Source organism: Thermococcus sp. PK, from assembly GCF_000430485.1.
GTDB lineage: Archaea > Methanobacteriota_B > Thermococci > Thermococcales > Thermococcaceae > Thermococcus_A > Thermococcus_A bergensis.
In genome coordinates this window covers 168,382-186,114 of the sequence record NZ_KE387149.1, presented here as the reverse complement: position 1 = coordinate 186,114, position 17,733 = coordinate 168,382, and the positions used below count along the sequence as shown (strand labels likewise).

The 17,733-nt window shown below is 43.7% G+C and carries 24 protein-coding genes; 13 read left to right on the top strand and 11 right to left on the bottom strand.

The genetic code is table 11. The annotated features are described in order from the left end of the window. The coding region (locus tag THEPK_RS02845) for a Gfo/Idh/MocA family oxidoreductase (RefSeq protein ID WP_042698093.1) at window positions 1-163 on the bottom strand (163 nt) is incomplete at its 3' end. A gap of 152 nt (window positions 164-315) precedes the next feature. On the opposite strand from THEPK_RS02845, the gene THEPK_RS02840 reads away from it, so the two are divergent. Together THEPK_RS02840 and THEPK_RS02835 are read left to right on the top strand one after the other, a co-directional pair. Then, window positions 316-606 (top strand): antitoxin VapB family protein, encoded by a 291-nt coding sequence (locus tag THEPK_RS02840; protein WP_083965022.1) that lies wholly within the window; start codon window positions 316-318, stop codon window positions 604-606. Window positions 607-661: 55 nt separating this feature from the next. Continuing rightward, window positions 662-1,972 (top strand): RNA-guided endonuclease InsQ/TnpB family protein, encoded by a 1,311-nt coding sequence (locus tag THEPK_RS02835; RefSeq protein ID WP_042698090.1) that lies wholly within the window; start codon window positions 662-664, stop codon window positions 1,970-1,972. A 16-nt stretch (window positions 1,973-1,988) separates the two neighbouring features. On the opposite strand, the gene THEPK_RS02830 is transcribed toward THEPK_RS02835, so the two are convergent. The 4 genes from THEPK_RS02830 to THEPK_RS02815 are packed head-to-tail and all read right to left on the bottom strand — an operon-like array spanning window position 1,989 to window position 5,367. Further along, window positions 1,989-2,771, bottom strand: coding sequence for a hypothetical protein (locus THEPK_RS02830; RefSeq protein ID WP_042698087.1), 783 nt, complete (start codon window positions 2,769-2,771; stop codon window positions 1,989-1,991). Beyond that, on the bottom strand, window positions 2,768-3,175 hold the full coding sequence (locus THEPK_RS02825; protein WP_042698084.1) for a hypothetical protein: 408 nt from the start codon (window positions 3,173-3,175) through the stop codon (window positions 2,768-2,770). The genes THEPK_RS02830 and THEPK_RS02825 overlap by 4 nt, the downstream gene beginning before the upstream one ends. Before the next feature lie 36 nt (window positions 3,176-3,211). Beyond that, window positions 3,212-3,769, bottom strand: coding sequence for a hypothetical protein (locus tag THEPK_RS02820; protein ID WP_232194506.1), 558 nt, complete (start codon window positions 3,767-3,769; stop codon window positions 3,212-3,214). A gap of 11 nt (window positions 3,770-3,780) precedes the next feature. Beyond that, complete coding sequence (locus THEPK_RS02815; protein ID WP_042698078.1) at window positions 3,781-5,367, bottom strand: hypothetical protein; 1,587 nt, start codon at window positions 5,365-5,367, stop codon at window positions 3,781-3,783. A gap of 73 nt (window positions 5,368-5,440) precedes the next feature. Here THEPK_RS02815 and THEPK_RS02810 point away from each other — a divergent pair, with 73 nt between their 5' ends. Both THEPK_RS02810 and THEPK_RS02805 read left to right on the top strand, forming a co-directional pair. Further along, a complete protein-coding gene (locus THEPK_RS02810; RefSeq protein ID WP_042698075.1) occupies window positions 5,441-5,887 on the top strand; it encodes a protein-tyrosine phosphatase family protein in 447 nt (148 codons plus the stop codon). A gap of 167 nt (window positions 5,888-6,054) precedes the next feature. Beyond that, the gene (locus THEPK_RS02805; RefSeq protein WP_042698072.1) at window positions 6,055-7,185 is read left to right on the top strand and encodes a hypothetical protein; all 1,131 of its coding nucleotides are present in this window, start codon (window positions 6,055-6,057) and stop codon (window positions 7,183-7,185) included. On the opposite strand, the gene THEPK_RS02800 is transcribed toward THEPK_RS02805, so the two are convergent. Then, the gene (locus tag THEPK_RS02800) at window positions 7,182-7,760 is read right to left on the bottom strand and encodes a nitroreductase family protein (RefSeq protein WP_042698070.1); all 579 of its coding nucleotides are present in this window, start codon (window positions 7,758-7,760) and stop codon (window positions 7,182-7,184) included. The two genes, THEPK_RS02805 and THEPK_RS02800, sit on opposite strands and share 4 nt — an antisense overlap. Window positions 7,761-7,828: 68 nt before the next feature. On the opposite strand from THEPK_RS02800, the gene THEPK_RS02795 reads away from it, so the two are divergent. Beyond that, the gene (locus tag THEPK_RS02795; protein ID WP_042700477.1) at window positions 7,829-8,677 is read left to right on the top strand and encodes a hypothetical protein; all 849 of its coding nucleotides are present in this window, start codon (window positions 7,829-7,831) and stop codon (window positions 8,675-8,677) included. Here the strand turns inward: THEPK_RS02795 and THEPK_RS02790 are convergent. After that, on the bottom strand, window positions 8,668-9,414 hold the full coding sequence (locus THEPK_RS02790) for an MBL fold metallo-hydrolase (RefSeq protein WP_042698068.1): 747 nt from the start codon (window positions 9,412-9,414) through the stop codon (window positions 8,668-8,670). The two genes, THEPK_RS02795 and THEPK_RS02790, sit on opposite strands and share 10 nt — an antisense overlap. Window positions 9,415-9,497: 83 nt before the next feature. On the opposite strand from THEPK_RS02790, the gene THEPK_RS02785 reads away from it, so the two are divergent. The 3 genes from THEPK_RS02785 to THEPK_RS02775 all read left to right on the top strand — a co-directional run bounded on the left by THEPK_RS02785 (window position 9,498) and on the right by THEPK_RS02775 (window position 11,425). Further along, window positions 9,498-9,989: a Mut7-C RNAse domain-containing protein gene (locus THEPK_RS02785; protein ID WP_042700474.1), complete on the top strand. Its 492-nt coding sequence runs from the start codon at window positions 9,498-9,500 to the stop codon at window positions 9,987-9,989. A gap of 48 nt (window positions 9,990-10,037) precedes the next feature. Next, window positions 10,038-10,730, top strand: coding sequence for a 6-hydroxymethylpterin diphosphokinase MptE-like protein (locus THEPK_RS02780; protein ID WP_042698065.1), 693 nt, complete (start codon window positions 10,038-10,040; stop codon window positions 10,728-10,730). A 116-nt stretch (window positions 10,731-10,846) separates the two neighbouring features. Further along, window positions 10,847-11,425, top strand: coding sequence for a hypothetical protein (locus THEPK_RS02775; protein WP_042698063.1), 579 nt, complete (start codon window positions 10,847-10,849; stop codon window positions 11,423-11,425). Window positions 11,426-11,437: 12 nt separating this feature from the next. Here the strand turns inward: THEPK_RS02775 and THEPK_RS02770 are convergent, their stop codons facing one another. Next, complete coding sequence (locus THEPK_RS02770; RefSeq protein ID WP_042698061.1) at window positions 11,438-13,342, bottom strand: S9 family peptidase; 1,905 nt, start codon at window positions 13,340-13,342, stop codon at window positions 11,438-11,440. Window positions 13,343-13,407: 65 nt separating this feature from the next. Here THEPK_RS02770 and THEPK_RS02765 point away from each other — a divergent pair, with 65 nt between their 5' ends. Further along, the gene (locus tag THEPK_RS02765; RefSeq protein WP_042698058.1) at window positions 13,408-13,719 is read left to right on the top strand and encodes a hypothetical protein; all 312 of its coding nucleotides are present in this window, start codon (window positions 13,408-13,410) and stop codon (window positions 13,717-13,719) included. Here the strand turns inward: THEPK_RS02765 and THEPK_RS02760 are convergent. Continuing rightward, window positions 13,702-14,346, bottom strand: a complete 645-nt coding sequence (locus THEPK_RS02760) for a serine/threonine protein kinase (RefSeq protein WP_042698053.1) — start codon at window positions 14,344-14,346, stop codon at window positions 13,702-13,704. The two genes, THEPK_RS02765 and THEPK_RS02760, sit on opposite strands and share 18 nt — an antisense overlap. 58 nt (window positions 14,347-14,404) lie before the next feature. Between THEPK_RS02760 and THEPK_RS02755 the strand changes: the two genes are divergently transcribed. The 4 genes from THEPK_RS02755 (at window position 14,405) to THEPK_RS02740 (ending at window position 16,428) form a co-directional block, all read left to right on the top strand. Beyond that, window positions 14,405-15,310 carry an acetamidase/formamidase family protein gene (locus THEPK_RS02755; RefSeq protein ID WP_042698050.1) on the top strand — a complete coding sequence of 302 codons (906 nt, stop codon included), beginning with the start codon at window positions 14,405-14,407 and terminating at the stop codon, window positions 15,308-15,310. Window positions 15,311-15,356: 46 nt separating this feature from the next. Further along, window positions 15,357-15,848, top strand: a complete 492-nt coding sequence (locus THEPK_RS02750) for a hypothetical protein (RefSeq protein WP_156882128.1) — start codon at window positions 15,357-15,359, stop codon at window positions 15,846-15,848. Further along, a complete protein-coding gene (locus THEPK_RS02745) occupies window positions 15,829-16,131 on the top strand; it encodes a hypothetical protein (protein ID WP_042698044.1) in 303 nt (100 codons plus the stop codon). Before THEPK_RS02750 ends, THEPK_RS02745 begins: the two co-directional genes overlap by 20 nt. Window positions 16,132-16,200: 69 nt before the next feature. Next, window positions 16,201-16,428, top strand: coding sequence for an Lrp/AsnC family transcriptional regulator (locus tag THEPK_RS02740; protein WP_042698038.1), 228 nt, complete (start codon window positions 16,201-16,203; stop codon window positions 16,426-16,428). Window positions 16,429-16,495: 67 nt separating this feature from the next. Here the strand turns inward: THEPK_RS02740 and THEPK_RS02735 are convergent, their stop codons facing one another. Next, window positions 16,496-17,182, bottom strand: a complete 687-nt coding sequence (locus tag THEPK_RS02735) for a TIGR00153 family protein (protein WP_042698035.1) — start codon at window positions 17,180-17,182, stop codon at window positions 16,496-16,498. Window positions 17,183-17,187: 5 nt separating this feature from the next. Further along, window positions 17,188-17,733, bottom strand: a 546-nt coding sequence (locus tag THEPK_RS02730) for an inorganic phosphate transporter (protein ID WP_042700471.1), incomplete at its 5' end; no start/stop codon positions are given.

The following is a 17,733-nucleotide window of genomic DNA, read 5'->3' as shown; positions in this document are numbered from 1 at the left end:
CAAAAGCCTCCGTTCCAAACTTTTCAGCTACTTCCTTAGCCCTCTCAAAGTTTGCATCAGCCACTCCAACGAGCTTGGCTTTTCCTTCCTTTGCCAGCTCGGAGTAAATCCTCGCATGGTGGAAGCCCATGTTCCCAACGCCAACGACTCCAACTCGGAGCATTTCTGATCACCCAAGGAAATATCTATGCTTTAATCAGTATTACCTAAAACTACTTTTTAATTGTTCTGGAGTATTCTGAGAGATCGTACCTCCCAACCTCCGAGTCCATAATGCTTAAATATGATGCATGCATTCAATGTATTGGTGAGACTATGGTGAAGACAATCACAATCTCTGATGATGTTTACAACGAGCTCTTACGAATAAAGGGCAAGAAATCATTCAGCGAGCTTCTTAGGGAACTCTTAAGGGAGAAAAAAGGAAATTCAGAGGCCCTTAAACGCATTTGCGGTATCTTAAATGAAGAAGAATATCGCGAGACCAAGAAAAGGCTAAAAGAGCTAGAAGGAGAGTTTGAGAAATGGGAGCAGTTCTTGACTTTTTCTTTTTTCAAGCCTCGCCCTTCAGGGCGGGGTACAAACAACCACGAACAAGCCCTTTAGCAGGAAAGCAAAAACACTTTTAAACTCAAAGATGTAAAATTAATAATGAGGGACAATGAAAAGGACAGTAACACTCAAACTCCAGCCCTCAAAGGAGCAAGAAAAAACTCTTCTTGAGCTAGCCCAAGCTACTGCAGTAATCTGGAATAAAATCAATTACGAGCGGTTAAAACAGTTCAAAGAATTCGGGAAAATAGACTTTGGAACAACGGAAAAGGAAGCCTATTACACGTTCAAGGGCTGGGTTGGTGGTTCAACAGTACAACAATTGGCAAGGAAGAATGCTGAAGCGTGGCGTAGCTTCTTCTCTCTACTTAAGAAGAAAAAGTCTGGAGAGCTACCAGAATGGTTCAAACCACGATCACCAAAATTCGTCAAGGAGGGGAATGAGAGAAAACTCTTTATCATTCCCCTCAGGAACGACCAGTATAAAATTGAAAACAACACTATCGAGCTGAGAAGGCTCGGAAAGTTTGGAAGGCTAAAAATTCAGTTCAAGGGGAGAATTCACCTCAAGGGCAAGCAGGGAAGGTTGGAAATAATCTACGACGCGGTAAAGCGGAAGTGGTACGCTCACGTTAGTTACACTGTTGAGGAAAAACTAACTAACGGAGAATGGGTTAAAGTTCCAAGAGAGCCACAGAGCAACCTGACGGCAGGAATAGACCTCGGAGTAAATAATTTAATTGCCATTTACATTGAGAATGGTGAAGCTTTTCTCGTGAACGGGAGACCTCTCAAAAGCATTGCCTTTTACTGGCAAAAAAGAATAGCGGAATACCAGTCAAAACTCAACAAGTCGGGATACAAGGCAAGCAGGAAACTCAAGAGAATGCATCAGAAAACCAAACTACAGGCGAGGCACTACATTAACACTGCAGTCAGGCAGACTGTTGAAAGGCTTTACGAGATAGGCGTTAGTAAAATTGTAATTGGCTATCCAAAGGATATAGCGAGGAACTCTGATAAAGGTAAAAAGCAAAACTTCATACTCTCCCACGTTTGGAGGTTTAATACAGTAATACAAAGGCTAAAGGAAGTTGCTGAAGAGTATAGTATTGAAGTTTTGCTTGTTGATGAGGCTTTTACTTCTAAGCTTTGCCCCCTCTGCGGCCAGCGCCATTCTAATGGTAGAATTTTTAGGGGTTTATTCAAGTGCCGCAGGGAGGGCGTTGTAATGAATGCTGACTTGGTTGGAGCGTTTAACATTTTGAGAAAAGCGGTTAGAACGATAACCCCGAGCCTTTCCGCTCTAGCGGGGGGTAGGGGTAATGGGGGGAAGACCCTCCCCGAGGGGTCGAAGACCCGCTTTAACTTGGGCCTAAATGAGACCCCTCAAACCTCCCCGCCCTTGGTGAGGGGTTAAGATAAACCCTCGCCCTTCAGGGCGGGGAGGAGGTCAGTTCTTCTTTTTCTCCATACAGAATTATCAACCTCCCATAGGCCATCACATATGAGCATTCTAAGTATACGGCTTTATTCCCTTCCTGAAGCATCGTGGCATTGATAAGCCTCCCGATGAAGTTTCTCTTTTCCAGAGCTTCAGGCGAGACTTCTACACTTTGCCATCCTTTATTTTTGAGCATCTCTTCGAGATCTCTGAGAGCATTTTCGCATTTAGGACTCTTGTGTGGGCTGGGATAGACAAAAATCCCCATGTAAACACTGGTTATGTTTTGGAACACAAACCCACCGGTTCCGTTAACTATTCCTTCCTCTCTCTTCAGATATCCGGTAGGTCTTAGGCCATATTCTTTTGTCCAGTCCATTTCTTCAAATGGGAGGGAAATTTCTCCCAAATAGGGGTTAACGTAGACCTCATTCTCATAAAGGGAGTAGTAGATAACTTTCTGTGGAGAGGATCCAATCCTGGGAACGTTAATTGTATACGCAGAGATAAGAAGCCCGATGAAAAAGATTGCCAAAAAAGCTATTCTAGCCGGTTTTTCTTTTTTATAAAGCTTCAACGCTACAATTTTAACCAAAAATCCCACAATAAACGCAGACAAAACACTCCCAATTATCGGCAAGAAAGAGGCACTACGTGGCAGAATCTCAGAGATGTCACTTATATCCAGCAAAATCATTATAGCCAGTCTTATTGGGATTAATAGAAGTAAAAGCAATAGGGAAATCAGAACCAGGATAACGGTTTGGCGTCTCATTGTGCTTCACCCTTTAAACGGGCTATGGTGTGGTATAGGAACGCCCCTAAAAGGAAAGAAACCACAGGGGATAGATAAAAGAGGAAGAAAACAAAAACTCCTGAATTGTCGCTGTGATAATAGCCAGAGCGGAGACCTCCAATCATGGTGACCACGGAAAGTGCTATTACAACTACGAGGGGAGCGATAACTGCCATTACAGCAAATTCCCGAAGAGGAATTCTCAACTTCCATAGAAAGATAGTGGTTATTAAAGCCACAATAAGAGTCGGATAAACAAAGAAAAGAAGTTCCGGAGAGGTTTTGCCATACATACTTTCAAGTTTCTCTATCCCAAAAGCTATTAAGGCCCATAATGGAGTTGCAAGGGTAAGAAAAAGGAAAGCTTTGATGCTTTTTTCCATTCCAGCTCCCCAAAGTTAATAGAGTGGAACTGATATTTATTTTTTTGCTAGAACCATCCACAAATCCTTCCCCTCTATGTGGATGAAAATGAAGGTTATCTTTTCTTCTGAAAGACCCAGGGTTTTGGCGTAAATTGAGACACAGTAGGAATCAAGTTGAAACGGTATGTACCAGTATACGAACGACTCAACAACTGAACTTCCTTTGTGAATTCTAAACTCAATTCTTTGTCCCCCTGTAGTTGTGAGATTCTTTGGAGTGTTCCATATTATTCTGTATCCTTTAAACAACACTTCACCTGAGAAGTTAACATCTTGCACACCTAAGACCACATATTCATATAACTCGCCATTTAGTTTAAGCACTGTTTCATTTAAGATGCTCATGTTGAGGTATGCTGGATCGCTTTGGGGGTTTAATGGTGCTTTTAAGGTAGTATTGCATTTATTGAGATTTTCTCTGGCTTCATTTAGGAATGAAACAACCTTTGAAGCCTCGTTTGGTGGGGAGGAGGGGGTAGTTGAGGGCCGAGTTATACAAAGGGAAACCAAGACAATTAAAAAGAGAGAAGAAAGCAAAAAGACTCTTCTCATGCCTCCCATCCCTATCTTTTTTCAATCTCCACGACCCTTCCTTCACTTATTTTTACAGTTATGCTGTCTCCTTCTCTTAAGCTGAGCACTTTGAGGATGAGCTCATCGCTTAACTGGTCTGCATTTAAATGGAGAGTTTCGTTTCCAATTATCAGTATCCAGTGGGTGTTTCCCTCTTTGATGTATGAGTAAATTCCCTTAACAACTCCGCTGATCTCTTCAACCTTTGCTCCTACCTGCCCATAGAGAAGGAACGCTCTAACTTCGTCTTCGTTTTCAAAAATCTGCACGTCTTTGGTCTCCGCATTTACAAAAGCTATCTTCGCAACACCTGAACCGCTCCCGGGAATTATTGCGACCCTCCACCATAGCTCTCCGTTTAGGAAGATTGGGATCGGCTCTACGGCCATAAACTGGCTCCAATCAAACGTTGGTAGAGCTTTTTTGACGTAGTCTATAGCTTTTACCGGTCCGGTAAGAGGAGTTTCGAACTTCACCTGGCTCATTTCTCCAGTTTGAGCGTTAATTAAGAATATCGCTGCCAGTCCGTGGGCTCTACCATATGGTTCTACAGCAACCATCCAGTATTCTTTTCCATCGTTGGCAATTACCAAGAAGGGCTGTCTGTTCCCTTGCCCGCTCACGTCTATTATCTCTATCTGGTTTTCGTGGTGGAGCCACAGGTTCTTTATGTTTGATAGAGCGCTTTCCTTCCAGTAGTTTTGAGCGTGGACGATTTTCCTTGTTAGAAGTTCCGGAAAGACTGGGAAATCCTTGAGGCGTTCATCCTTAACGGCCTCTTCGGGGGTTAAATCCTCAACGTTGCCCTCTTCATCGACGATTAAAACTCCGCCCCATTTGGGCACTGTGTAAAAAACACGGAAGCTGTATGAAATGTAGGGAACAACGATGTAAATCTTGTCCTCGTAGTAAAGTGCCCTTGGGACGTCAAGGTCGATTAGATAGTGCTTTTTGTAGAGGTTCCATTCAAGGTTGTCAAAAATCTGCATTCCCGGACCGATTTGGAGTTCGTTTTCAATTCTTTCCATTCTTGCTTGGGTGGTGTTCATGTCAACGAAGAGAACACCCTTGTCTTTGAGCCTTATTGCATTCCATGCTCCGTCAGGGATTATAAAGAATCCCCATACTGGAGTCCCATCTCGGACGGTTAGATGAGACCAGCCCAAAGTATATCGGGCATATTCTATTGTATCGACTGCATAACGGTATGCGGTAAGTTTGGGGAGAATTCTTATTTTGCTGCTTGAAAGATCCAATTCATTTGAAACCTGAGTTGGATGATGTTCTTTGTAAAGGGCAGTGTTTGAAAGAGCACCGCTGAGTATTGAGATGACAACCAGGGATAGAATCACTAATGCGAAGATGCCTCCCATCAGGCTGTTTCTTTTTGCAGGCCCTTCAACGAGTTTTTTCTTGGTATCGTATATCAAAATGGCTAATAGCACAACAAAGAGGTATATTACCGTTGGATTTCTGTAAAAACTCATAACAATTCCGTGAAACCATGGCCTGAAGAACCATAAAACCAGACCAAATACCAAGAAGGATAGAAAAACTCCAATGAACTCTCTTCTCATTTTTCTCACCTTAACTAAATGTCAGCGTAAGAGTTTATAACACTATCCAGCTGAATCTTAAGGGGTGGTTGAAATGGTGTATCCAAAGTTCGTTGATGAGAATGTGGCTTTTTCACCTATGCCTCACCCAGAAGACATCCCAAAACTTGCTGAAGAGTTTGATGCTGTGGTTGTCCTTACATACGAATACGAGCTGTATTACGACTTGGAGGAGCTCACCAAAAGAGGTGTCGAAGTCCTTCATGCACCAATTGAAGACTTTACCGCGCCTTCTCTGGAGGAGCTGCTTGAGATTGTTGAGTGGATATACAAAAGAACCAGGGAAGGTAAAAAGATTTTAATCCATTGCCTTGGCGGGAGCGGACGAAGCGGAACCGTGGCAACTGCTTATCTAATGTATGCTCATGGGCTTTCTTTAAGGGAAGCACTTGCAAAGGTGCGCTCCCTTAAGCCTTCTGCCGTTGAGACTCAAGAACAAATGGAAGTGCTGAAAGAGCTTGAAGAGCATCTAAAAGGCTAAAATTTACTATATAAATGTCAAAATTTAAGGTTCAATCTTGGAACTATTTTCGTCAAATTTTCGTTTTATTTTGAATAAAGGAAAAATATTTAAGGATGAATGTCCAAAATAGTAATGTAAGTCTCCAAAATCGGCCCTACTCGGGCTCTTAGTGGAGGTAAATAGACATGAGGAAATTCAACCTCTTGTTGGCTTTCTTTTTGGTTGGTTTGGTTTTTATAGCTGGTTGCATTGGAGGAGGAACAAAAACCCAAGAAACTTCTACCCCAACACAGACCACCACACAAAGTGAAACCCTCACCCAGACTACAACCTCTTCTCCGACCCAAACTACAACAACTTCTTCCCCCACACAAACAACCACAACTTACACTACAACCACCACAACTGAGACTCCAACTCAAACTACAACTACTCAAACTCCCACGGAGGAAGCTTATTGGAGACCATGGGAGTACGCTCCCTTCGAGCTTAATGGAAAAAGGTACATCATAACCTATTACAAATACTACTACAAGGTCAAACCAAATCAAACAGCACCTATGTACGAATATGAAATTGAGAAGAAAATTGGAAAGGAAACAATCCACGTTTATGGACAAGATATTCAGATGAACAAAAAAGATTTAGGCGAATTCGAGGTTTGGGCGTATCAGACGGTGGTTACTCCAATAAAGGCTGAAAGTTTGGAGGGAAAGCTCACAATAACAATTTGGTACAAGAGCAATCAGACCACTGCCGCTATTTATCCATGGGATATTGCATGGCTTGCCGCGTTATCTCCCTATGGAGGAGATGCCCAGTTTGTGGGGATGAGAATTGAATACAATGGAAAAACATTTGCATTCTACAATCCAACGCCATTCCAGAGCGGTTTGTTCCCCTACTTCGAGGGTGACAATGACATTCTCTCTGACGTTGACTATGATTTGAGCTACCTCTACATGGGCTGGTTTGCAACAATTCACTTTGGGATATGGTACACATGGGAAGATTACAACTTGCTCGTTCCACAGAGCGGAACCTGGAGCGATGGACTGCACACATGGACTTGGGAGACAAAACCCGATGGGGCCATTGAGCTTGGAGGTCTATCCTTCAAGGTTGTAGAGGCCCAATGGAGTTACGCTGGAGCAGAGGGGCTCTCATTGAGTGGAAAAGGAAAGATCTCTCCTTACCTGCCTCTCGTAATAGAGGGCGAGGGGACTTATGGGTATAAAGATCCAAAGACCAACGAGGAGCTTTATATATATGCATACCTCAAGCTCGAAGACCTTGGAGTGGAGCAAGTAAGCTAGCTCTCTTTTTCTTCAAATTTTTCAAAGCTGATAACTTCTTTAAGGGCTTTTCTTTCGTATTTAGGCTTTTCATCGTCGGGATAACCTATAGGCAGTATTGTCTGGAGCTTGTAATATTTAGGGGTATTTACGAGCTCTTCAATCTCTTTGGGATTGGGAGGAGTGTAAGTTACTGTGCCGAGCCCTTCTTCCTCAAGGGCAAGCAAAAGATACCCTACAGCAAGCCATGTGGACTGAACTGCAAAAGGGGCTCTGACGTCAGCAAACACGAGAACTAAATATGGGGCATCGCTCAAGAACGGCTTCTCCCATGTAAACCCCTTCTCCTGTAACCATTCACCGAGTTTTCCTTTCATCTTCTCGTAGAACTGCCTTTCCCCTTTCTCACAAATCTCCCGAACTTGTTTTTTCATTTCAATGCTCTCAATGATAACGAAGTGCCACGGCTGGGCATTCATTCCGGAGGGAGCCTCCTTTGCTGCTTCCAGAGCTCTTAAGAGCTTCTCTATGGGCGGTTTTTTATTTTTGAATTTTCTCACGGTTCTTCTCCTTTTGGCAAGTTCAAGGACATTCATTGGGGGTCACCGATAGAACTGTGCCGCTGTCCAAAAGAGTTTTACGGTCTAACTCGAAGAACATAATGATGAAGCCAAAGTATTTTGCACTCATTATGCTGCTCTTAATGCTGATAATCCTTGCAACTGAGAAACAGGGTAGGGATGAGTCCAACTCTTTAGAGCTCAATGTTACATCCCTTCGCTATTTCCTCGAATCCCAATACGTACCTGAGGCAGGACTTCTCAGGGCTGCCGTTAAGAGCTATCCGGACAATGAAACGATTTACATTGCAAACGATAATCTGCTCGCATCCAGGGCTTTGGTAGCGTTAAATTCATCCCTCGGTGAGAGAATTCTCCGGAATCTTGAAGCTAACTACTCAGGTGGATGGAATGGGAAGGTTGATGTTCTTTTTGGAAGGCGGATAACCGGGGTTTATTGCTCTAAAATACTTTTCATCAACAGAACATATTCTAGAAAGTTTGGGGCAGAGTTCGAGATAAAGTACGAGCTCACAGACACTTCCTGCCCTATGGATGACTGGAGAGAATATGCCGACCTATCAGTTTACATGGCCTTGAACAAGATACTTTCGGGAAAAAGGCGAGAGGCTGTTGAGGTTTATGAGGGCCTTTTGTCACTTTGGGATGGAAAAGGCTTCCGCGACAAGGCATTTGACGGCACCTATCAAACATATAAATGTGCTCTCTTTGCATATCTCCACAGGGCTCTTGACAGGCCGGAACAGGGAAAAGCTGTTTATACCTCATGTCAAAGAATTGTTTCACAGCTTCAAATGGAGAACGGCGGGATTTCGACGGGATATAAGTTTGAAGGGGAGAAGATAGTTCCGGTTGGGGATACCAATACCGAAACTACGAGCTTCGTTGTTCTGGCATTTCTTTCTGAGCTGCCGGAGAAGTATCACACATAGAAGAGCATCCCATCGTAGGCAACAAGAACCTTCCCTCCGTATTTCTTTCTCACATACTCATCCAGCATCAAAAACGGAAGGTTCTTGTGAGATATATGGCTTAAAAACGTTCTTTCTGCCAGCTTAAGTCCAATTTGGGCACCTTCATCCACGTTATTGTGATAAGGATCGTCTATACCCGGAGGGTATGTGGCATCAACAATCGCTAAGCGAAGATTTTTCTTTTCCAGTAATTCAAACGTCTCCTCAGGAAGCCCCTTGGTATCATAAAGAACAGCCACACTCTTGTCATCTTCTTCTATCAGGTAGCCGAAGGTCTCCACCTGATGGTTGAGCTTTAAAGCGGTGATTTTGAGAGAATCGACTTTTAGGACATCATTGGGTTTGATGAACTTCACATCAATGTTCTTGGGATCGTTAACCATGAGCCAGTCCGCATCTCCTTTTAGGGCATAAAGGGCTGTTCTTTTTGCAATCCACCGGAGTTTATACAGGCCGTAGATGTGGTCATGGTGCCAGTGGGTTAGGAGTATCGCTTCAAGAGGAACGTGCAGTAAATCCCTGATATCCGTCCCAACGTCTATAAGGACTGCTTTTTTGTTCTTGGTAACTATGGCAAGTGTGGATGGCTTTCTCTGAGCAAAACCAAACTTGCGGGCTTCATCACATGTCTGGCAGGTGCATAGGTGAGCCGGAATTCCTTCACTGCCCCCTGTGCCGATGAAGTACACTATCATTTGAGCCACCCGCTTTAGAAGTGATTGATAGGTTATAAGATTTTTCCAAAAGAAATTTATTGTTTCACTCCAAAGTAGCGTTGATGGGAGGAAAAAACACAAAGTTTATCGCCGACATGATGCTCGGAAGGCTGGCGAGATGGCTTAGGTTGTACGGTTACGACACTCTCTATGGCATAAAGGACGATGAGGAAATATTAAAGATTGCCAGAGAAGAGGGCAGGATAGTTTTAACGAGGGACGAAGAGCTTGTAACGAGATGTAAGAATGCAATTCTCATAAAATCCAACAAGTTCGAAGAGCAGGTAAAGCAGCTCATGGAGCTGGGCTTTGAGTTTGACGAACTGTTTCCGGAAAATGCTCGATGCCCAAAATGTAATGGGCTAATAAAAAGGGTTGAAAAAGAAGAAATCAAGGGGAAAGTGCCAGAAGGCGTTTATAAGGACTACGATGAATTTTACGTATGCACTCAATGCGGTCAAATCTACTGGCCGGGAAGGCAGTGGAGAGAGATGGTAAAAATAGATAGGAAGCTAAAAAGCCTAGCTGAAGAAAACGGCTCAGAGCAAGTATAATGACTTTATGACAAAACCTCTATAAAGTAGAATGCCATAGACAAGCACATGAAATGGTCGGAGTGGGAGCAGTTTTACATTCGGATTCTCCAAAAAATGGGTTATGACAGGGAGAAGGACCGTGAAGCCGCACTCCTATTGAGAAAGCTTTTGCTGGAGAACAAAAACTACATTCTGGCTGAAGACCTCAAAGAAAGAATTGGGGAGAGAGTTTATGTTTTCGGGGCCGGGCCAGGATTGGAGAATATACTTGGGAAAGAAAAATTTGGAGGAACCTTAATAGCCGCGGATGGAGCAACCTCCGCCCTTCTGGAATATGGCATCACTCCGGATATTATTGTCACTGACTTGGATGGAAGGTTTGAAGATATAAAGAGGGCAAACGAACTTGGGGCTTACGTTGTTGTTCATGCCCATGGTGACAACATGGACAAGCTTAAAGCCTATGTGCCAAAGCTCAAGAACGTTTTGGGGACGTGCCAAACAGAGCCTTTAGACATTGTTTACAACTTTGGCGGTTTTACCGATGGAGACAGAGCTGTTTTTCTTGCGGAAGAGCTTGGGGCGAGAGAGGTTATTCTTGTTGGCTTCGATTTTGGGGAAATCGTTGGAAAATGGAGCAAGCCATATCTGAAGGAGCACACTCCAATATGGGAAACCAAAAAGAAAAAGTTCGAAATAGCACAGATGCTCCTGGACTGGCTTAAAAAGAACGGGAGAGCAAGGATAGTGGTGCTTTAAGCTCGGTCACTCCCGTATTCATCACAGCTCAGCTGGTCAAAGTTTCCTCATCGTCTAAGAGTCCTATTCTCCAAAAATATTTAAAGGATTACTCATTAAACATATAAGGGCTCAACATGCGAAAAGGGATAATTGTTATTCTAATGGCTATCATGGGAGCTGTAGCCTTTTCTTTTTTACAAGAAAAACCCGAAGAATGGGCCACCGTTGACCATGTAAATTTCTACCTGAAAGACGAGACCACAAATTCTACCTTTTCAGGGACGGTTTTTGCTCAAGTTAAGGGGGACGAAAAGAGAGCCATCCTGGCTGGATGGGTTAACATAACTGAAAAGGATTTTGGAGGTGCTGCGGTTTTTGTTCCCCCGGGCTGGAAGGTACTGGAAGCATTTACCAGTTATAGCGCCCCTATATCCGCAGATCCATCAAATTGGATTGCCGTTCTTGGCAGGGATGGAGGAAGAGAAGGCTACTCAATATGGATAGGACCGGCAGGATACGACCTGGTAGAGTGTGGTCATAATATATGTGGTGGGGGAGCAGGAGGAGTGTTTATAGAGCTAAGACCCACTGAGGATGGAACTAATCTTACCCTAAATCTTGCGGTTGGAAGCAGGGTTATTTCTACATCTCAGGGATCTGTTAAAGCAATCTTCTCGACTTCTTCAAATGTTACTGTTTCATTCAAAAAATAAGGGAAAGAGAACTCAGTTTTCTTTTTTGTCCCCGCAGCCCTTTAGTATTTTCTCGACATCAAAGCCCTCTTCGTACTTCTTGAGTTTTCTTTCGAAGAATTCCATGAAGAGCTTGTAGCGCTTTGCCCTGTGCCTTGGGCTTCCCCTCAAACTGTGCCCATGAGCACCGCGTTTAAAGATTGCAATGTACACTTCCTTACCCAAGTCCTTAAGCACGTGGTAGAACATCACGCTCTGGTCAAGGGGACAGCGGTAATCTTCGAGGGAGTGAATAAGCAAGAGCGGGGCTTTGACATTTTGGGCATAAAATAGCGGGCTTAGCTTCTTGTAGTTCTCGTTTTCAAGCGGGTTGTCGCCTATGACCTCCTTGTCGAACCACAATCCTATGTCCGAGAAGGCATAGCTTGTAAGCCAGTAGCTTATGCCGTTCTCACTTATTCCCGCTTTGAAGAGGTCACTCTGCGTTAAAGCCCAGTTGGTCATGAAGCCGCCGTAACTTATGCCGGTTATTCCAACTCTTTCTTTGTCTGCTTGAGGCTCAAGTTTGAAGAACTCCTCCACTCCATTGAGAATGTCCTGGAAGTCTTCCAAGCCCGTTCTCTCGAGAACTCTCAGGGCGAAATCCTCATCGTAGCCGTTGCTCCCTCTTGGGTTAACGAAGACCACGTAATAGCCCTTATCAGCCATCAATTGCATCTCATACTTGAAGTAATAGCCGTACATTCCCTTGGGCCCGCCGTGGACGAAGACAATTACCGGAGCTTTCTCTCCTTCCTTAATGTCCGGCTTGATGTACCACCCGTCGAGCTCTAAATCAAGGCTCTTGAAGCGGAAGTGTTTTATTGGTCTCGTCTTGAGCTTGGCAAATATTGGGCCGTTATAGTCAGTTATCTGCCTCAGCTCTCCATCCCAGAGGTAGAGCTCCCTTAACCTTGTGTCTGTCTCTTTAAGGAGGGCAACTTTTCCGTCTCCGCTTACATCAAAGCCCATTACCCAGGAGTTGTCCTCTACTATTGGGGTTAGGGTTTCTCCTTCGAGCTTGTAGAGGCTTACCTTTCCTTCTCTTGCCATGGTAAAGTATAGATTTCCCTTTTCATCGAGTTTTCCCTCTCCGTTGTTATAAACAAACCGCTCCGTCAGAGGCTTAACCTCCTTGCCATCCCAGGTGTAGAGAAAGTTGTGCTCGCTTCTCTTGTTTTTCTTTGGCTTTCCGTAGAGTAGAACTAACTTTCCGTTAGAATCCACAACAGCGTAAGAGACCCCCTCAAACAGCTTTTCACTCTCTCCATCCTTGTAAATATAGATGTCATAGAATTTGAAGAACTGAAGCTTCCCGTCCATCCTGTGGGGGACGTTGTAGATTACCGCATCTCCATGCCATATTGCGGAGGAGAACCTCTCTGCCTCGAACTCTTCAAGAACTTCTTCACTCTCAGTATCAACTATCCAAAATGTTGTCTTCTCACCATCAAAAAAGCCCCGTGCATCAAACCACACTGGCACATCGTCTTCAAAGACAAAATCCTCGTCGTCTCTTCTTTTGAAGCCGGTTATCAAAATCCTCCTGTCATCTTCATTCCAGCTCACATCAAGGATGTTCTTTGCCTCAAGGACTTTCTTTCCGCTCATTGAGCTTAAGTCGTAAACCCAGACTTCGGATGTCTTCCTTTCTTCATTTGGTCTTACAATAGCTATTTTCTTTCCACTTGGGGAGAAGCGGGGCATTGATGCGTTCTCGATGAACCTTTTCCCGCCTTCCTGGAGCTCCTCAACCACTACAGTGTTTTCGTATCTGTTGTCCTTTAAGTTCGCCTTTGTCAGCACGTATGCAATTTTCTTTCCGTCCTTTGATATCCTCGGGTCGCCCAGATAGGCAAACTTAGAAAAGGTGTTTTCATTCCATTCGATCTTATTCATAACGCTATCACCTAAATATAAATTCGTGCCCTAAATTATTTAAAGTTAATCACCAAGTGTGTACCATGAAAGAAGAATATACCGTGCTGGGAATACTTCTAATTGGTCTCGTCGTTTCAATAGTCTCCAAAAGCTACATTGGCGTGGCAATCGCAGCTTTTGGTATCCCCCTCTACCTTGCCTATATCTCCAGAGAGATAAACATCCTCGCTAAATCAAGAATTTTTGACCGGGATTTGTTCTTGATGATCGGCATAACAGTTTTTATAATCCTTCTCTTTGAATACCTCCTCGATCCAAGAATAGGACTCATCATTGCGGCTTTTGTGATCCCTCTGTTAATATTGGCTTGGGACAGATTAAAGGGCAGAAAGTAGCTCTCTGAGCTTTTCAATATTTTTCGTCGTCTTATATTCCCTCAGCGCCTCTCGTAAAACGTTTAGGAAGCGAGTATCTAGGTTAAATTTTTCCCTAACCCTTTTTGCGATAATGTTGTCGTTGAGAAATATCATTGCCATGGCAGAGGTTACGTTCTTTGGCTTTCTAAAGCCCGCTTTTTCAAAGTCGATTATCCAGACGGTATCGTTGATTATAATGTGCTTTCCTCCCTGTATCTGCCCGTGATCAATGCCCAGAGCATCGAGCCGATACGTTTTTTCAAGTATTTGAACTATGTGCTTTTTTTGAGGAGTTGCATAAAGCAGAGGCTCACCTTCGGCAAACTCTCTAACGAGAAATTCTCTCCCCTCAAAAACACCATAATCCACCAAGCGTGGCGTTATTTCTTCTCTCTCAAGAAACTTCAGGATTTCTGCTTCCCTCTTGAAGTTCTTTCTCGGTGAATCAGGCCTTTCGAGCTTTATGATAACCTTTTTGCCCTCTGCATTTCCAGTAAACACTAAGCTAGTCGTTCCTTTAGAGTAGAATTTTTCGAGCTTAATTCCCCTTTTCCCGAGAAGCTCTTTGAACTTCTCGAGTTCCTTTTGACTTATGAGATGCTCCATTTTTCTTCCCCGATAGTTTAATTAACATTGCTGGGATATTTTAAAGCTGGTGGTATACATGCTCTTTATAGATAAGTCCAAGCATATTTTTGGCTTTGGACCAAATCTTAGACCAGCTGCAGAAGCAGAAAACGGGGAGATAGTGGTTTTTGAAACTTTAGATGCCCTTTCTAACCAGATAAGCTCTGAAGAGCAAACCCTTGCAGCTGTGGACTTCTCAAAGGTAAATCCCGCAACAGGGCCGCTTTACGTAAAAGGCGCAAAACCGGGAGATGCATTAAAGGTTGATATTCTGGATATAGAAGTGGCAGATAGGGGAGTGGTTGTTATTGCACCCAATGCAGGAGTTTTAGGGAATATGGCTAAAGAGCCGAAAACTAAGGTTTGCAAAATCAAAGACGGCTACGTTTATCTTGGGGATCTTAGAATACCCGCAAAGCCTATGATAGGAGTTATCGGCGTTGCTTCTCGTGAGGAGATTCCATGTGGCGAACCCGGCGAGCACGGTGGAAACATGGACACCAAGCTCATAAAGAAGGGCACGACTCTCTATCTGCCCGTCTTCGTTGAGGGAGGATTGTTGGCTATTGGAGACCTACACGCGGTAATGGGAGATGGGGAAATCTGTGTCTCAGCTTGTGAAGTCCCGGGAAAGGTGACGGTAAGGGTTGGCATCGTAAAAGGAATGGCTCCTCCATATCCGGTACTTGAAACAGAAGACTCCTTGTATATACTCGTTTCCAAGGAAGATTTATGGGATGCTATTAGGCAGGCAACTGAACTCGGCGTCGAAGTCCTTCAAAAGGCCTTGGGCTTAAGCTGGGAAGAAGCGTATATGCTGGGGAGCCTTATTTTGGACGTTGAGATAAGCCAGCTCGTGGATCCTAAAAAGACCGTGAGAATTAAGATTCCAAAAGAGTATGTGTCGGCGAAAGATGTTTTAAAGGCATTATCTTTGGAATAATTAGCTTCCCCTAATTTGTCATTTTTTCTTTATCAATGACGAGGGCGTGTTTATAGTAACCTTTATTAGGGTTTTTGCTGAATTCTTTCAGGTGGTTGTCGTGATCCCCAGATGGGATCACAGACTCAAAGACCCTGAAAGCGTGGCATTCGCAATTCTTGACGTTTTAGCAGACTTCGAATCAGAAGGAAAGCTGAAGAACCTGCCAAAATCCAAAAAATTTCCAGTAAAAACAATACTGGCAATACTCCTCTTTAAACAATACTACAACCTACCCCTCAGAGACGCCCAGCACTACGGCAGAAAATTCTTCGGAGCAAACATTCACTACTCAACCCTCCACAACTGGGAGAAAAAGCTGAACCTCGAAGAACTGACAAACCACCTCCTGAAAAAACTCCAGAAATTACCCTACGCCAGCACTCAAGCAGACTCAACCATTATACAAATAAAAAAAGGGCAGGATAGAAGTTCAGGCAATAACGAGAATCCTGCCGGGTTTACTGTATCCGGTTGCTGTGAAGATCACAACTTCTGAGAACGAGCTGATTGAACTCCTGCCGGGGGGTTCTGGGAATTTTTATGCTGATGGGGCTTATGATTCAAAGGGTAGTAAGAAGAGAGACAGAGTGTTTTCTGAAGAAGAGTACAGGCGTAGGAATCCTCATGAGGGGTTCTGGGGTGCGTTTACAACGTGGTTTGGCAGTAGGATCCCCTGTTTTCTGAAAAAGACTACTGTAACCCGAATCCTGCTTGGGGTAATGTGTTATGGTCTGAAAATCCTCCTCAGAGTCAAATACTGTTTAAATAACAGGGGGTGAAACTAAACACGCCCTCAATGACGATAAGCTTTAAATACTCAAAAAACCAAATATTATTGGTGGTAAGCTATGGTGACGGCGTTTATTTTGATGGTGACAGCCGCTGGAAAGGAAAGGGAAGTTATGGAGAAACTTCTTACCTACCCGGAGGTAAAGGAAGCATATGTAGTTTATGGAGAATACGACCTTATAGTCAAGGTCGAAACCGAAACTCTCAAAGATCTCGACCAATTCATAACAGAAAGAATAAGGAAAATGCCCGAAATACAGATGACTTCAACCATGATAGCCATCTGAAGTTTCTTTCTTCTTACTTTTCTCCAAGAAGCGCGGAAAAATCCAGAAAATAAAAATTAGAAAGGTTTCATTTGTTCATCATGAGTCTTATTCTCTCTGCTGCGTCTTTTGCCTTGTCAGATATATTGCTTATTGTCTTTGCAATGTTGAGGAGGTACATCCCCAATCCCCACTCCATCTTGGCGGAATTCTTGAAAATTATCTCCATGAACCTTGTGTCAAGCTCATCTATCTTGTGCTCAACGCTTTCTATTTCCTTGATTATCGCATATTCTCTCTCGATCTCCTTCTCACCAAATCCGCTTTCTATAACCCTGTCCATCTGTACTATTGCCTCATAAACGAGTTTTGCCGCTTTGATGCTTTCCTGACTCATGGTCATTATTAAAGTCCGCACTTCATCCTTAATATCCTCAGGAATATTATTTGGGTCTCTAACTAAAAGCCACTTTGCAGTATTTTCTGCGGCATCGGCGATTTTATCTTGCATTTCAAGATAACCTAAGATGTCTCCCCTGTTAACGGGCATAAACAGCTTTGAACTAAGGCTGTCCCTTATCTCTTCCTTGATTCTATCAGCAAAATCTTCGAGATCATCCACTCTTCTCGCGTATTCCCTCATTTTCTCATATTCTCCTCTATCCCACGCCCCGAGAGCCTTTTCGAGAGTTCCTACAGCCTCTAAAACAACTTCAGCGTGCTTTATCAAAGGCTTAAACGGGCTTTTGGCAAATAATTTTGTCCAGACCTGCATTATTTTCACCCCACAATCATCAGTATCTTAAACACAATGCCCGCAATGATAGCGGCTACGGGCACGGTCACAAACCATGATATTACTATGTCCTTAACGATGTCTTTATTTATTGCTTTTACTCCCCTTGCCAGTCCCACACCTATAACAGCTCCTACAACGGTGTGTGTTGTGGAAATTGGTAGGCCCAACGAGGAAGCCACTAAAACCACCGTTGCAGCGGAAAAGTCTATGCTAAATCCTCTAGTGTTTGTTAGCTCGGTAATCTTCTTGCCAACGGTCTCCATAACTTTGTAACCATAGGTTGCCACACCCACTGCTATTCCCAGACCACCCATCGCTAAAATCCATCTTGGCACCGGAACTTTCATTCCAGCTGACCCCATGGTTGCGACTGCATAGACCGCCGCAACTGGTCCGATTGCATTTGCAACGTCGTTTGCACCGTGAGAGAGTGCAACGTAGGCAGAGGTTAGCACTTGAACCTTCCTAAATATTGCCTCAACCCCCCAGTAAGGATCGGTTGCTTTGACGTTCTTTCTCAAAAGTGC